The 13,881-nt window shown below is 61.2% G+C and carries 16 protein-coding genes and 1 other annotated feature; of the genes, 10 read left to right on the forward strand and 6 right to left on the reverse strand.

The genetic code is table 11. The features are described from left to right. Window positions 1-537 (forward strand): DUF6512 family protein, encoded by a 537-nt coding sequence (locus DEALK_RS04565; RefSeq protein ID WP_058439123.1) that lies wholly within the window; start codon window positions 1-3, stop codon window positions 535-537. Here the strand turns inward: DEALK_RS04565 and DEALK_RS04570 are convergent. Then, window positions 534-734, reverse strand: coding sequence for a helix-turn-helix transcriptional regulator (locus DEALK_RS04570; protein WP_058439124.1), 201 nt, complete (start codon window positions 732-734; stop codon window positions 534-536). The two genes, DEALK_RS04565 and DEALK_RS04570, sit on opposite strands and share 4 nt — an antisense overlap. 4 nt (window positions 735-738) lie before the next feature. After that, window positions 739-1,122 (reverse strand): DUF2178 domain-containing protein, encoded by a 384-nt coding sequence (locus DEALK_RS04575; protein WP_133240206.1) that lies wholly within the window; start codon window positions 1,120-1,122, stop codon window positions 739-741. A gap of 128 nt (window positions 1,123-1,250) precedes the next feature. Here DEALK_RS04575 and DEALK_RS09775 point away from each other — a divergent pair, with 128 nt between their 5' ends. Together DEALK_RS09775 and DEALK_RS04580 are read left to right on the forward strand one after the other, a co-directional pair. Continuing rightward, window positions 1,251-1,481, forward strand: a complete 231-nt coding sequence (locus DEALK_RS09775; protein ID WP_165802729.1) for a MerR family transcriptional regulator — start codon at window positions 1,251-1,253, stop codon at window positions 1,479-1,481. A gap of 33 nt (window positions 1,482-1,514) precedes the next feature. Then, a complete protein-coding gene (locus DEALK_RS04580; RefSeq protein ID WP_058439126.1) occupies window positions 1,515-2,201 on the forward strand; it encodes a DUF998 domain-containing protein in 687 nt (228 codons plus the stop codon). Here DEALK_RS04580 and DEALK_RS04585 read toward each other — a convergent pair. Next, entirely contained in the window at window positions 2,174-2,632 is a 459-nt protein-coding gene (locus DEALK_RS04585; protein ID WP_116632781.1) for a GNAT family N-acetyltransferase, read from the reverse strand. The two genes, DEALK_RS04580 and DEALK_RS04585, sit on opposite strands and share 28 nt — an antisense overlap. Window positions 2,633-2,760: 128 nt before the next feature. Next, window positions 2,761-3,025, forward strand: a binding site (T-box leader). Between the two features lie 32 nt (window positions 3,026-3,057). Here DEALK_RS04585 and trpE point away from each other — a divergent pair. From trpE to trpA, 7 genes are read left to right on the forward strand one after another with little or no spacing between them, the layout of a single operon-like run. Continuing rightward, a complete protein-coding gene (gene trpE, locus DEALK_RS04590; RefSeq protein WP_058439127.1) occupies window positions 3,058-4,488 on the forward strand; it encodes an anthranilate synthase component I in 1,431 nt (476 codons plus the stop codon). Between the two features lie 11 nt (window positions 4,489-4,499). Continuing rightward, window positions 4,500-5,072: an anthranilate synthase component II gene (locus tag DEALK_RS04595; RefSeq protein ID WP_058439128.1), complete on the forward strand. Its 573-nt coding sequence runs from the start codon at window positions 4,500-4,502 to the stop codon at window positions 5,070-5,072. After that, on the forward strand, window positions 5,069-6,094 hold the full coding sequence (trpD, locus tag DEALK_RS04600; RefSeq protein ID WP_058439129.1) for an anthranilate phosphoribosyltransferase: 1,026 nt from the start codon (window positions 5,069-5,071) through the stop codon (window positions 6,092-6,094). The genes DEALK_RS04595 and trpD overlap by 4 nt, the downstream gene beginning before the upstream one ends. After that, the gene (gene trpC, locus DEALK_RS04605; protein WP_058439130.1) at window positions 6,084-6,863 is read left to right on the forward strand and encodes an indole-3-glycerol phosphate synthase TrpC; all 780 of its coding nucleotides are present in this window, start codon (window positions 6,084-6,086) and stop codon (window positions 6,861-6,863) included. The genes trpD and trpC overlap by 11 nt, the downstream gene beginning before the upstream one ends. Further along, on the forward strand, window positions 6,860-7,522 hold the full coding sequence (locus DEALK_RS04610) for a phosphoribosylanthranilate isomerase (protein ID WP_058439131.1): 663 nt from the start codon (window positions 6,860-6,862) through the stop codon (window positions 7,520-7,522). The genes trpC and DEALK_RS04610 overlap by 4 nt, the downstream gene beginning before the upstream one ends. After that, window positions 7,512-8,696, forward strand: a complete 1,185-nt coding sequence (trpB, locus tag DEALK_RS04615) for a tryptophan synthase subunit beta (protein WP_058439132.1) — start codon at window positions 7,512-7,514, stop codon at window positions 8,694-8,696. Before DEALK_RS04610 ends, trpB begins: the two co-directional genes overlap by 11 nt. Further along, complete coding sequence (trpA, locus tag DEALK_RS04620) at window positions 8,696-9,478, forward strand: tryptophan synthase subunit alpha (protein WP_058439133.1); 783 nt, start codon at window positions 8,696-8,698, stop codon at window positions 9,476-9,478. The genes trpB and trpA overlap by 1 nt, the downstream gene beginning before the upstream one ends. Window positions 9,479-9,487: 9 nt before the next feature. Here the strand turns inward: trpA and DEALK_RS04625 are convergent, their stop codons facing one another. Genes DEALK_RS04625 through DEALK_RS04635 form a run of 3 tightly spaced genes read right to left on the reverse strand, consistent with a single transcriptional unit; the run spans window position 9,488 to window position 13,845 of the window. Continuing rightward, complete coding sequence (locus DEALK_RS04625) at window positions 9,488-11,599, reverse strand: DUF4129 domain-containing transglutaminase family protein (RefSeq protein ID WP_133240208.1); 2,112 nt, start codon at window positions 11,597-11,599, stop codon at window positions 9,488-9,490. Further along, complete coding sequence (locus DEALK_RS04630) at window positions 11,596-12,825, reverse strand: DUF58 domain-containing protein (RefSeq protein ID WP_058439135.1); 1,230 nt, start codon at window positions 12,823-12,825, stop codon at window positions 11,596-11,598. Before DEALK_RS04630 ends, DEALK_RS04625 begins: the two co-directional genes overlap by 4 nt. 24 nt (window positions 12,826-12,849) lie before the next feature. Next, window positions 12,850-13,845: an AAA family ATPase gene (locus DEALK_RS04635; protein ID WP_083496348.1), complete on the reverse strand. Its 996-nt coding sequence runs from the start codon at window positions 13,843-13,845 to the stop codon at window positions 12,850-12,852. Between the last annotated feature and the right edge of the window lie 36 nt (window positions 13,846-13,881).

Here is a 13,881-nt window from a genome sequence, read left to right on the forward strand (position 1 = left end):
ATGAAACGCATCCTTAGATGGGAACTCCTCGGCATCCTCTTCGTCTTCAGCCTCGGCGCGCTGCTGCATTTTGTTTTTGAATGGTCGGGTGAATCCCTGCTGGCTGGCGCCTTTGCCTCGGTCAATGAGAGTGTCTGGGAGCATTTCAAGCAGGGTTTCTGGCCAATGGTGATCTGGGCGGCGATCGAATATCCGGTCTTTCGAGGCAAAGTAAACAACTTCTTTGCCGCCAAGGGCACGGCTGTTTACCTTATTCCCGCCGTAACGGCGCTGATCTTCTACGCCTACACCGCGGCCACCGGCGAGGAAATCCTCATCGTCGATATCCTGATCTTCGCCGCGGCAGTCGCTATCGGGCAATTAGTCAGCTACAAGATTCTGACGTCGGGCAAACTGCCCGGTTATATGAATTGGGTGGGGCTGGCTATGATTATAGCCCTCGGGTCGGCGATGATATTGTTCACCTTTAACCCGCCGGAACTGCCCATTTTCCTGGACCCGAACGGCTTTTACGGCATCCCCTTCGGCGCCCGCTAATCGGCATCTTCCCGGGAAAAAACGTCCTCGATTTTCACCTTGAACAACCCGGCGATCTTGAACGCCAGCCCCAGAGAAGGGTCGTAGCGGCCGCTTTCGATGGAGATGATCGTCTGCCGCGTTACCCCCAGTTTTTCAGCTAGAGCTTCCTGAGTCAGATCATGCATCGCCCGGTAAACTTTAAGTTTGTTGCGCATCGGGCTATAACTTCCCCGAATAATACTTGATGACTGCCAGATGCAGCAGCATCAGAGCGCAAAGGGCAAAGGCGACGGCCTGACCGGCGATGAAAGCCCACTCCGGCAGGCTGCTGCGCAGCATCATCACCAAAAGGACTCCCAAAGCGGTCACGGTGGTGAAGACACGGTAGGTTAAGACCGTGGCCTTCTCGTCGACACGGCGGCTGCGTTCATCAGCCAGCACCTCTTTAACCCCTCGGCGGAAGATATTGGCTGCGACCAGCGCCAGCATCACCGCCAATAACGGCACCCACACCGGCAGCTCGGCGACGATAGCGAAAGCGATCAACGCCCCCAGGCCTAGAGCGATGATGCTCATTAATTTCCTGAAACTGTCAGCGCTCAAATCTCTCCTCCATAGTAAATTTAACTATACATAGTGTAAAATAAACTATACACAATGTCAATATCTATTTTCACTGACGCCGGCGTCCTGACGTTTTTAGCCGCTGTCCGTTACAGTGAGTGATGAATATGACACCAACCCTAGATGGCCACAGGCTGCTTAGCACCCGGGACGCATCCGAATTGCTGAAGGTGTCCCCGGATACGCTGCGGCGCTGGGGGGATGAAGGCAGGATAGAGTGCTGGCGCATCTCCCCGAGGGGCGACCGGCGCTTCCGGAGAGAAGACATCGAACGCCTGGCCTGGCTGCAGTTCAAAAATGCCGGCGGCGGATCCTCGGCTGCTGTTTCCGCGGTCTAACGGCACGCCAGCCCCGGGTGTATAATCCTCTCCATGACCCGGCGCCGGTTCTATCTGGCTATCGCGCCTGCCCTGCCGTTTATTTGCGGCGCGGCGGCGGTCATCATGATCACCTGCGATGTCATCGCCATTTCCCTTAATCCCGGATATGATCCCCTGCGCGAATCCATCAGTGATCTGGTGCTGCTGCCCAACGGCTGGATGGAGGAATGGGGCATGGCCGCGGCAGGCATAGCCAACGCATTTCTGGCCGGCCTGATGCTTTCCTCCGACGCCGGCAGGCGGCACCGGGGACTGCTGGTTTCCGGCGGGCTGTTTGCCGTCAGCACCGCCTGTTTTGGCGTGATCATCATTTTCAATACCGACCCCGGAACGGCCGTGACCACCGTCGCCGGGGGCATCCACGTGGCCGCGGTAATCCTGCTGGCGGTGTTGTTTCCGGTTACCGGATTGGTTCTGGCCAGGTCCGTCCGGGGGTTTCATGATGCCGTCGCGGTGGGCAATCTGGCCAGGATTATGGCGGTGATCGGGGCTGTGGTTGCCTGGCAGGTACTGCCGATCCACCAGGATACTTTTATCGGCCTGAGCGAACGTTTCCTATCCGGCGTCGGCCTGGCCTGGATGGTTTTTGCCGGCAGCCATCTCCCCGGATTGCTCGAAGGATTGGACCGGGCTTCCCGCGGGGCTGCGGATCAGATATCGGCTTCGTATAAAAGATAGCGGCTCGGCATCATACCCAGCGCCTGATAGGTTTGCCGCGCGGCGGTATTGTCCTGGTCGACATACAGCCGCAACTCTTTCACCCCGCCGTCCTGCGCCGCCAGCTCCCTGACTTGTTGATAAAGCTTGCGGTACAGACCGAGGCGCCGCCAGGCGGCACTGACATAAACGCTCTGGATCCACCAGATGACGCCGTTGCGCCAGTCACTCCATTCGTATGTAATCATCGTCTGGGCCACCGGCTCGCCGCCTGCCTCGGCGATGATATAAAAGCCGTACTCCGGGTGTTCTAAAAAAGCGGTTACGCCCGCGGTTACGGTGGCCTGGTCAAGATGCCGTTTTTCGGTTTCCGCCGCCAGAGCCATGTTGTAGTGGACGATTACAGGGATATCCCTGCTTTCGGCGCGGCGGATGGCAGGTTCGACTGTCACATGTCTGTCCTTTGTAAAAATTTTCCAGGGTGAATCTTAACCCATCGCCGCGGCGCTGTCATCCTCGCCGGCTGCCCGGTTTGACAAGAGTTTGCCTTATGCTGTATTTTGAAAGGCAATTTAACAACTCAAAAGCGTTGATCCAGACGAGTAAGCGTCAGGCGGACTCCAGAGAGCCGGGTAAGGTGTGAGCCGGCAGTTGCGCGGGCGTTGAATGGACTGGGAAGCTGCGGACCGAAAGTTTTGCGAGTAGGCTCCGCCGGGAAGGGCGCCGTTAACCGGCCCAGGGTATCGTTTTGATAACCGTACCCGACAAAAGATGGTTCTTGAGCCGCAGGGCTTTCGAGCCGAACCAGGGTGGCACCGCGAAGTATTTTGACCTTCGCCCCTAGGGGGCGAGGGTTTTTTATTTTCGCGGAGGCACGATGTACACGCCAACCCTGGAACAAATACGAAGGTTGACCGGTGAGGGCAACCTCGCCGCCGTCTCCCGCGACCTCATGGCGGATCTTGAGACCCCGGTTTCCGCCTTCCTTAAAATTTCCCGCGGGGGGCCTTCCTTCCTCCTCGAGAGCGTCGAGGGCGGCCAGCGTATGGCCCGCTACTCCTTCATCGGCACTGAACCCAGACACCTCCTGGTCACTCCGTCCGGCTCGGCGGAAGACTCGATCAAGTCCGTCGAGGCCGCTTTAGCGGGCCGGAAACTGGCTGGACAGCCCGACTTGCCTCGCTTCTGCGGCGGCGCCGTGGGCTATCTGTCGTACGAGGCGGCGGGCAAGTTCGAGAGGCTGCCGACGCCTGGGGCTGATTCCCTCGGCTTGCCGGAAGCCGTCTTCATGCTGGCCGAGACCTTTCTGGTTTTCGACCATGTCTCCCACCGCATCCGGGTGGTCTCGCTGATGCCGCTGGACGGCGACCTCGATACCGCATACTCCGAAGCCATCGCCCGAATCGACGAACTGTGCCGCCGCCTGGCAGGACCGTTGCCGCCTCGGGCAGCCGGGGAAGCACCGGAGGTTGCGCCCGCCTTCATCTCTTCGGTCAGCCGGCAGTCGTTTGAAGCCAGCGTCGCCGATATCCAAGAGGCCATCGCCGCCGGCGAAGCCATTCAGGTGGTGCTGTCGCAGCGCCTGTCCAGGGTCACCGGGGCCCGGCCTTTCGACATCTACCGCGCTCTCAGGAGCATCAACCCGTCTCCCTATATGTTCTATCTGGATTTCCAGGACTTTCAGATCATCGGCGCTTCGCCCGAGATACTCGTCCGCGTTGAGGGCGGCGAGGTAATCACCCGGCCGCTGGCCGGCACCCGGAGGCGGGGAAAGACTTCAGAGGAGGACCTGGAGCTTGAAGCTGAACTCAGGGCCGATCCCAAGGAACGCGCCGAGCACATTATGCTGGTGGACCTCGGCCGCAACGACATCGGCCGCGTTTCGATGCCCGGCTCGGTGGAAGTGTCCGATCTGATGAACGTCGAGAGGTATTCTCACGTCATGCACCTGGTCAGCCATGTCAAGGGCAGGCTGCAGCCTGGGCTTTCCGCCGGCGACGCGCTGCGGGCTGCCTTCCCCGCCGGCACCGTCTCCGGCGCGCCGAAGGTTCGCGCCATGCAGCTTATCGCCGAGCATGAGCCGGAGCGGCGGGGACCTTACGCCGGGGCAGTCGGCTACTTCAGCTATAGCGGCGGCATGGACATGGCTATCGCCATCCGTACTATGGTTGCCGCCCGCGGCAGGGTTTACGTCCAGGCCGGCGCCGGCATCGTCTATGACTCCAACCCGGAGTCGGAATATTTAGAGACGCTGAGCAAAGCCCAGGCGCTGTTTAAAGCCGTCGAGCGGGCTGAGGCTGGAGTCTAGGGGGGACCGCGATGATACTGCTTATCGATAATTACGACTCCTTCACCTACAACCTCTTCCAGTACCTGTGCGAACTTGGCGCCGACGTCTGCGTCCGGCGCAACGACGAGATTGATATTCGCGGCATCCAGCTGCTCAATCCCGAGCGGATCGTGGTCTCCCCCGGTCCATCGTCGCCGGAACACGCCGGCATCTCCAATGAGGTCATCCGATATTTCGGCCCAACGCTGCCGGTCTTGGGGGTTTGTCTGGGGCATCAGTGCCTGGGCCACGTTTACGGCGGCGACGTCATCAGGGCTAAATCGGTGATGCACGGCAAAACGTCTGCCATCGAACACACCGGGAAGGGCATCTTTGAGGGTGTTCCGTCGCCTTTTACCGCCGTCCGCTATCATTCGCTTGCGGTGGCCGGGGACACCCTGCCTGATTGCCTGGAGGTGACTGCCTGGGCAGCCGATGGTGAAATCATGGGGCTGCGGCACCGGGAATTCCCCGTCCAGGGCGTCCAATTCCACCCGGAGTCTTTCATGTCGCAATACGGCAAGGAACTGCTGAGAAATTTCTTGAACGGGGGCGGGCGATGATTAAGGAAGCGATTCAGAATCTGGTATCCGGCAAATCCCTTTCCGCAGATGAAGCCTCGGCGGTCATGGGGGAGATCATGGACGGGGCAGCCACCCCGGCCCAGTTCGGCGCCTTTGTTACCGCCTTAAGGTGCAAGGGCGAAACAGTGGAAGAGATGGTTGGTCTGGCGCGGACGATGCGGGCCCGGGCGCTGCCGGTAAAATCGGCCAGCCCGGTGGTGGACACCTGCGGCACCGGCGGCGACGGGGCGGGCACCTTTAATATCTCCACCGCCGCGGCCATCATCGCCGCCGCCTGCGGCGTCAAGGTGGCCAAGCACGGCAACCGTGCCATGTCGTCGCGCTGCGGTTCAGCCGATGTCCTGGAGGCGCTGGGCGTTCGTATTAACCTGTCGCCCGAGGAGGCTGCAGAATGTCTGGAGCGTGTCGGCATCGTTTTTATGTTCGCACCCATGTTCCATCCGGCCATGAAACATGCGGGGCCGCCGCGGAAAGAGATCGGCATCCGCACCGTCTTCAACCTGCTGGGGCCGCTGTGCAACCCGGCCGGGGCTACCGCTCAGGTCATCGGCGTGCCCGGCAAGGACCTGGTGCTCAAGATGGCCGCGGCGCTGCGAGCTCTGGGCGGCGCCCATGCTCTGGTAGTTCACGGCGACGGACTGGACGAACTTACGGTCACCGGACCGACTCAAGTATGCGAGCTTATCGGCGATGAACTGAACCGCTACACCGTCGCCCCCGAGGATGTCGGTCTATCCCGGCACTCGATTGACGCAATAAAAGGCGGTGACGCCGGGTCGAACGCCGCCGCCATGCTGCGGCTGCTCGAAGGCGCGCCCGGGGCGCTGCGTGACGCCTCCGTTTTGAACGCCGCCGCAGCACTGCTCGTCGCCGACCGGGTAAAAACCATGACTGAGGGCGTCATCATGGCCGCCGAAGCCATCGACAACGGGTGGGCGCTCGCCAAACTTGAAAAATTCGTCGAAATGACTCAGATGCTGGAGGCCAGGCGTGCTGCTTGATGAAATTGTCGCGGCGACGCGGTCGGCCGTCAGTGAGCGTAAGCGGCGGGTACCCCTCGACCTGCTTATCAGCGAGATCGAGAAGCGGCCGCCGCCGAAAGATTTCGCCGCCGCCATCGCCGGTGGCGGAGTGAAGATTATCGCCGAGGTAAAAAAAGCGTCTCCATCGAAAGGAGTGATCAAGGCTGATTTCGACCCGGTGGTCATTGCCCGGGAATACGCCCGCGGCGGCGCGGCGGCTATTTCGGTGTTAACTGAGGAAAAGTACTTCCATGGCAGCCCTGCCTATTTAAGTGACATCGCAGAGTATCTGGATGATACCCGACCGCCGCTGCTCCGTAAGGACTTCATCACGGATGAATACCAGGTCTACGAGGCGCGGGCCTGCGGCGCCGATGCGGTGCTGCTTATCGTCGCTGTATTGACTGCTCCGGAGCTAACCTCGCTGCTTGAATTAGCCCGCCGCCTGGGTATGGCGGCGCTGGTAGAGGCGCATGACGAAGCCGAGGTCAAAGCGGCCGTCCGCAGCGGCGCCAATATTATCGGCATCAATAACCGCGATCTCAAGACATTCAGGGTTGACCTGGCGACAACCGGCAGGCTCAGGCGGCTGATACCTGCCGGACGGCTCACGGTGAGCGAGAGCGGCATCACCTGCAGTGATGACATAAAGTACCTTCAAAACCTCGACATCGACGCTGCGCTGGTCGGTGAGGCGCTGGTGACAGCGCCCGATATCGGGCACAAACTGAGGGAACTGCTGGGATGACGCGCATCAAGATCTGCGGCATCACAGATGTGGAGACAATTGGCCTGTGCGCCCGTCTGGGGGCGGACTTCATCGGGCTGGTCTTCGCCGAGAGCCGTCGCAAATTGACGCCGGAACGGGCTCTGGAGTTGACCCATCATCTTTTTACCATGCCGAAGCGGCCGAAACTGGCCGGCGTCTTCGTCAATGCCCCGGCCTACGAGGTCAACCGCATCGCCGAATACTGCCGTCTTGACCGGGTACAGCTTTCCGGCGATGAGGACGAGGATTACTGCCGCCGCATCGAGCGGCCGCTGATCAGGGCTACCCGGATCGACGGCGACACTGGCGCCGAGGAGATCGAGAGCCGTATCGCCGCCGCCCGGCCGCGAACCATCCATCTGTTAGACCGCCGCGGCGATGACACTTACGGCGGCTCCGGCGAAAAATTCGACTGGACCATTTTGGGGGGGCTTGAACCTTCGCTGCCGTTGATGGTGGCCGGGGGACTTACCCCGGAAAATGTCGGGGAACTGATACTGCGCTACCATCCCTGGGGGGTGGATGTGTCATCAGGCGTCGAGAGCCGCGGCATCAAGGATCCGGCCAAAATCCTGGCCTTTATCCGGGCTGTAAAAGCCGCGGACGCCCGCTTGAAAGGAGTTAGGAATGCTGCCTGATAACAGGGGATATTTTGGGGGTTACGGCGGACGCTATGTCCCGGAGACGCTGGTGCCGGCGCTTACGGACTTGACCGCCGGCTATGAAGGGGTCAAAAATGACACCTCATTCCAAAGTGAACTCGACGGGCTGCTGGCTCACTACGCCGGCCGCGCCACGCCGCTGTATTACGCCGCTAATCTGACCCGCCGCTGCGGCGGGGCAAGAATCTTTTTGAAGCGCGAGGATTTAGCCCATACCGGCTCGCATAAGATCAACAACGCCCTTGGCCAGGGACTGCTGGCAAAACGCCTGGGCAAGCAGCGGATTATCGCCGAAACCGGCGCCGGGCAGCACGGCGTGGCCTCCGCCGCCGTCTGCGCCATGTTTGGGCTTGACTGTGTCGTTTATATGGGTGAAGACGACGTCAAGCGGCAGGCCTTGAATGTCTTCCGCATGCGCCTGATGGGCGCTGAAGTCAGGCCGGTGGCTTCAGGGTCGCGGACGCTGAAAGACGCCATCAACGAGGCCATGCGAGACTGGGTATCCCACCCGGAGGACAGCTATTACCTGATCGGCTCGGTCGTCGGGCCGCACCCGTACCCGATGATGGTACGGGACTTCCAGTCGGTCATCGGGCGCGAGGCTCGGACGCAAATGCTCGACGCCGCCGGGAAACTCCCGGACTACGCCGTGGCTTGTGTCGGCGGCGGTTCAAACTCCATCGGCCTGTTCTATCCTTTCATCACCGATTCGTCGGTAAAGCTGATTGGCGTTGAGGCCGGCGGCTCCGGCATCGATACCGGCAGACATGCCGCCACCCTTTCAGCCGGGCGGCCTGGAGTGCTTCACGGGGCGCGGTCCTACCTGATGCAGGACGCCTGCGGCCAGGTGGCAGAGACACACAGCATCTCTGCCGGTCTGGACTACCCCGGCGTCGGGCCGGAGCACAGTTTCTTGAAAGATTCCGGCCGCGCCGAGTACGTGGCGGTGACCGACGAGGAAGCCCTGGCCGCCTTCCGGCTGCTGTCTGAGACCGAGGGCATACTGCCGGCTATGGAATCGTCGCACGCCATTGCCCTGGCGGCCAGGCTGGCGGCGGCGCTCGACAAGAGTCAAACGATCCTCGTCTGCCTGTCCGGCCGCGGGGATAAAGATATGGATATCGTGATGAAGGCAATGGGAGTGAGCTGATGAGTGATATATCCAGGGCTTTCGGCGGCGGGCGCAAGGCGCTCATCGGCTACCTGACCGTCGGCTATCCGGACATCGAGACGACGTTAAAAGCGGCGGTTGTCCTGGAGAGGGCCGGCTGCGATATCATCGAACTCGGGGTTCCCTTTTCCGATCCCATCGGCGATGGACCGGTCATCCAGGCGGCCAGTTTTCGGGCGCTGCAGAATGGAGTCACTCCTGCGGATTGTATCGAAACCGCCGCCGAACTCAGGCGGCGGGGTTTGAATGCGCCGCTGGTCTTCATGGGCTACTACAATCCCGTTTTGAGCTACGGGATCGAGCCTTTCTGCCGCGACTCGGCCGCCGCCGGCGTTTCCGGCTTGATCATGCCGGACCTGCCGCCGGACGAGTCCGGAGATCTTGATGCGGCAGCAGTAAAACATGGCATAGATTTGATATATCTCCTGGCGCCGACCTCGACCGCCGCGCGTGTCGCTCTGATAGCTGAGAAAGCGCGCGGCTTTATTTATTTGACCTCAGTGGCCGGGGTCACCGGCGCCCGCGACGGCGTTCCGGAGTACCTGCCGGATTTCGTCGCGAAGGTACGGCGGCAGGCCAGTCTGCCCCTGGCGGTGGGTTTCGGCGTGTCGACGGCCGAACAGGCGGCAGCCATCGGATGCTACGCCGACGGCGTGATCATCGGAAGCAAGCTTCTTAGGCTCATCGAGGAAGACCCGTCGCTGGCATCTCTCGAAGAATTCACCGCCGGGGTGCGGACCGCGCTCGACGGAACGGGTTAAGCGGGGCGGTCAGTTTTCCGGACTGGCCAGTCCGAATCTAAGTCTAATGAGGCGCAGGCTCAACTGCCGCCACTCGTACCGCAACCCATCATCGTCCTGTGCTGACCGGGTCTTGGCCGGCCCGTAGCGGACCCGGGCATAGGCGCCGGCAACCGCGCTGATGCCGGCGGCCTCGGACGGCAGGCGGGCGCTCAAGCGGCGGGCGTATTCCAGGGGTGTTTCGGCGGGATTCGGCCTCAGGCGGAACAACCTGCCTACCAGTCCCAGCCGGGCGTAAGCCGAACCCGCGGAAGATGCGCGTGATAAATACAGGGTCCCGCCGCCGGCGGCCAGAGCGATACTCGGTAACAGGAAGGCAAGTGCCAGCACCCAGCCGCCGGTCTCGGGCATTCCCCCGCCGGCCGGATCCAGAGAGGCCGCCCCGGCGGTATCTTCGATCTCGCCGCCGGGCAGGAAGGGATTCGTTGATGGCGGCGGCGGCAGAATGTCTCCGGAGATGACTGCGGCGGAGTTTTCCAGGCTGTCGGCGGGGCGTCCGGGAGTAGTTTCCAATACAATCCAGCCGTAATCAGGAAAATAAACTTCAGCCCAGGTGTGGGAATCATGGCCGCGGATGATCAACCGGTTGGTATCGGCATCGCGCTCGATGCCCAGATACCCCTGACAGAAGCGGGCCGGGATGCCTGCGGAACGCAGCAAGACTACTGCGGCTGACGCGAAGTTGACGCAATTGCCTTGACGTGAGGCGATAAACTGAGCCACTCCGTCCGCGCCTGTGGCCACCGCCGTCCCTGAGATTTCGTATGAGAAGCTCCCCAGGTATTCTTTGACCGCCATGACCTTCTCGTAAGCCGTCACCTTGTCCCGCGTCAGGAACCGGCTGAGTTGGGACACGGACCTCGGCAGATTACTCGGCAGCTGAAGGTAACGCTCAGCAATCCAGTCAGGGTACTTTCCCGCAGCCAGCGCCAGTTCAGCCGCCGTTACAGCCGGCAGCCGGCCGGTCACCTGGTAGGTCTGGTACACAGCAAGCAACCGGGGAGAAATGAGCGTCATGATGTCGTTGCCTTCAGGGGAGAGTAGGCTCCGGGATAAAACCGGAATGGAAACGGATAACGGATACCCGTTGACCAGTATCAGGTCCGTCTTGACCTGGTTTTCTACCTGGTAACTGATGGCTATGGACCGCGCCGGCGGTGCGGCGCCGATTATCGGCTGATTAGGGGTGATCTCGGTGGCAGCTGACTGGCTCACGGTCCAACCGGCGGCGGAGTACGTATCGTAATAGCGCGTTGTGAAGTAGCCGGACGTAGGAAAATCGATGATGAATCTGATTGCATCGCTCTGGTCGGGCGCAGCGCTGAAAGACACTGAGTCCTGATTGGAGCTTCGCACCGTTTTTACCTTCGAAGGGACAGCCGAAAAGATGTTTAGGGTATTATCCTTGAGTGCCGCCAGGATTGACTCGCCGCCGACCTGCAGCTTCAGGTCTGCTGCCGGGGATTGCGGCAGGGCGAACGCCGCCAGTACGATCAACAGGCATAACGGCAGACCTGCCAGCAAACGGGTTCCCCTCCCATTGGAGGCCGAGGCGGCTACCATCACCAGCCCTGCAACCAGGTAGAGCGGAATTATGAACTCGAATTCCCGGGTCAGATTGGCGACGTTTAAGCTGACGATAAGTGCGCCGATGATGAATGCCGGCCAGCCATTGCGCCGGCGCGCGGCGAACCAGGCGCCGGTGACACCGGCTAGCCAGCAGACAGCCACCAAAAATACGGCGAAGGCAATCTGGTTGTCGGAAGGCCGGGACAGCGCCTCCAGCCAGCGGTCCCATTTACTCAACCCGGCCAGGTCCGAGAAAAGCGACAACGACTGCCAGACTGCCATGCCGGCGGCGCCGATGAGCGACAGGCCGGCCGCGATAGCGCCAGGCAGGCGGGAAGCGCCTAGCAAGCTGCCGGCGGCAACACCGAGGAGGAACGGCAGGAGCAGAGAGGGCTGAGGATTGATCCACCGGGCGGCTTCAAGAGAGTATACCGCCACCCCCAGCGAGAGCAGCACCAGGGCCAGGTTCAACCAGACAAACCCTGATCGGCTGGTGACCGGAGTGACGTTCACGAGCGGCTCCAGTCCCTGACCCACCCCGGCGCGCCGGCGGCCTGCTCCAGGGACTGAGCGCAGCTGTCTGCCTTCCGCAGCAGATAAACCGGCGCCCCAAGCTGAATAAGCGATCGACCGGCAGCGGCGGGTGAAGGTCCGCCGAAGTCGGCGCCGTCGATAAGAAAGAATGCGGCTGCCCCGCCGCGTGAGGTTAACTGGTGATAGGCCTCCGTCAAAGCGCTGGAGTTGGACGGGGAAATGGTCACTACCGTCGAGTCCGAACCGAATAATCCCTGATGCCTGGCGATAAGTTCCGCAACCGGCATTGCCCCCCGAGGCTCGATGACCGCTAGAACGTCCAGGATATCGGTCAGGTGTTTTTGACTGGCAGCTGCGGGCATAACGACAGGTTCGTGCTGGCTGGCGATTAAGCCGAACTGGAAACCGCCGGCGATGTATTTTCTGGCCAGCGCCGCCGCCAGGGTAACCGCGTATTCTGCCGTGGACTGGCTGCCCTCACCGGAGTGGGCCGGCGCGGCCATATCCAGAATAACCCAATAGTTCTTGGCGCGGTGGCGGGAGCGGTCGGCGTCGAAAACCTTGACCATGTATTGTCCGGTGTGGGCGGTGCTTGTCCAGTGGACATGGCGCAGCGAATCGCCCGTGGTGTATTCACGGATGCTAGAGGCTGAAGCTGAAAGAGCTTCCGGCAGCCTCCTCGACAACCCCGATCCGGCCAGTCCCAGCAGGCTGAAAGGCGGCAACGGCACTGCCTGGGGATGCACGGTGATTTGCCGCGCCTCGCCCAATGAGGTTCGGGAGTGGAACAATCCAAAAGGATCAGTGGCGGTAAGCCGGAATCTCCCCAGATGGAAGCGGCCGCGCTTTACCAGCAAGTAATTGGTCTGCAGGGATGCGCCTCGGCCGGAAACGATTTCGTGTACGGGAGCGCTATCCGCACCCGGGAGATCGGTCTCTGCCTGCAGCGTCAGGCCGAACCGGGGCAGGCGGCTGGCTGAGTTGAGACTGACCTCCTGTTGGATTGAAGATCCGGCGCAGGCACGTTCCGGAATGGCACCGGACTCTAACGAAAGGCCGCGGATTGACAGCCTGACCCAGAGCCATCCGGCCGCCAGGACCAGAATCCAGACATAGAACAGCCGCAGCGCCAGCACTGAGCCGGTAACCGCTACCGCCCCTGCCAGGACCAGCGTCGAGACTAATAGTCCCACACCTGGGCGCATTCCCCCTCCCCAATTTACCCCAAATCAGCTTCGGCCGGACATGGCGCCCGGCACCGGCAGGCTGTTAATTATCTCGGTGACGATATCGCGGCTGGAGGTCTTGTGGGGTACAGACGGGTCAAGAACCATCCGGTGCGCCAGGACCGGCACCGCCAGGGCTTTCACGTCGTCAGGCAGGACATAATCCCGGCCGCTGACCAGCGCCAGCGCCTGGGCGGTGCGGTATAGGGCCAGCGAACCCCTGGGTGAAACTCCCAGATACAGCGACCGGTGATTTCTGGTAGCGCCGGATAGGGCGACGATGTATTGACTGACCAGACGGTCGACGAAAATATCCTTGACCGCCGCCTGAAGGCCGATGAGTTCCTCAGCGTGGACCACCGGCGTCAGGTCTTCGATGGGATGACGGAAGCGCTGGTTTTCCAGGATCGTCAGTTCCCCGGCCGGATCGGGAAAGCCCAAAGACAGCCGAAGCAGGAAGCGGTCGAGCTGAGTTTCGGGCAAGGGGAAGGTGCCCTCATATTCCACAGGGTTCTGGGTGGCCAGTACGTGGAAGGGCACCGGCATCCGGTGGGTTACGCCGTCGACCGAGATCTGGTGCTCCTCCATGCATTCCAGCAGGGCTGACTGCACTTTAGGCGTGGCGCGGTTGATCTCGTCGGCCAGCACGATCTGGGCCATCACCGGTCCGGGACGGAATTCAAAATCTCCGCTTTTTTGGTTATAGACGGTCGTGCCGGTGATATCCCCGGGAAGCATGTCAGGGGTGAACTGGAGGCGCTTGAAAGAACACTCCAGCGACCGGGCCAGTGACCGGGCCAGCATCGTTTTGCCGACGCCGGGAGCATCTTCGATGAGTAAGTGCCCGCCGGCCAGAATGGCAACTACCGCCAACCTGATTGCTTCCGCTTTGCCGACGATGACCTTGCCGACGTTTTCGATGATCGCCGAAGCGGATTCATACGCCTGGGCTAGCGGCTGGCCCGACGCCTGGGTTTCTGCCTTATGCCGGGTAAGCATGACATTACCATTATATGTCAAGTTTTCATTTCTGGA

The organism is Dehalogenimonas alkenigignens (genome assembly GCF_001466665.1).
Classification (GTDB): domain Bacteria; phylum Chloroflexota; class Dehalococcoidia; order Dehalococcoidales; family Dehalococcoidaceae; genus Dehalogenimonas; species Dehalogenimonas alkenigignens.

Coding starts and splice junctions, on each gene's coding strand:
- DEALK_RS09775 (WP_165802729.1), top strand. CDS start 1,251: ATGACACCAACCCTAGATGGCCACAGGCTGCTTAGCACCCGGGACGCA.
- DEALK_RS04635 (WP_083496348.1), bottom strand. CDS start 13,845: ATGCTTACCCGGCATAAGGCAGAAACCCAGGCGTCGGGCCAGCCGCTA.
- DEALK_RS04630 (WP_058439135.1), bottom strand. CDS start 12,825: ATGCGCCCAGGTGTGGGACTATTAGTCTCGACGCTGGTCCTGGCAGGG.
- DEALK_RS04595 (WP_058439128.1), top strand. CDS start 4,500: ATGATACTGCTTATCGATAATTACGACTCCTTCACCTACAACCTCTTC.
- DEALK_RS04565 (WP_058439123.1), top strand. CDS start 1: ATGAAACGCATCCTTAGATGGGAACTCCTCGGCATCCTCTTCGTCTTC.
- trpA (WP_058439133.1), top strand. CDS start 8,696: ATGAGTGATATATCCAGGGCTTTCGGCGGCGGGCGCAAGGCGCTCATC.
- DEALK_RS04580 (WP_058439126.1), top strand. CDS start 1,515: ATGACCCGGCGCCGGTTCTATCTGGCTATCGCGCCTGCCCTGCCGTTT.
- trpE (WP_058439127.1), top strand. CDS start 3,058: ATGTACACGCCAACCCTGGAACAAATACGAAGGTTGACCGGTGAGGGC.
- trpD (WP_058439129.1), top strand. CDS start 5,069: ATGATTAAGGAAGCGATTCAGAATCTGGTATCCGGCAAATCCCTTTCC.
- trpB (WP_058439132.1), top strand. CDS start 7,512: ATGCTGCCTGATAACAGGGGATATTTTGGGGGTTACGGCGGACGCTAT.
- DEALK_RS04570 (WP_058439124.1), bottom strand. CDS start 734: ATGCGCAACAAACTTAAAGTTTACCGGGCGATGCATGATCTGACTCAG.
- DEALK_RS04610 (WP_058439131.1), top strand. CDS start 6,860: ATGACGCGCATCAAGATCTGCGGCATCACAGATGTGGAGACAATTGGC.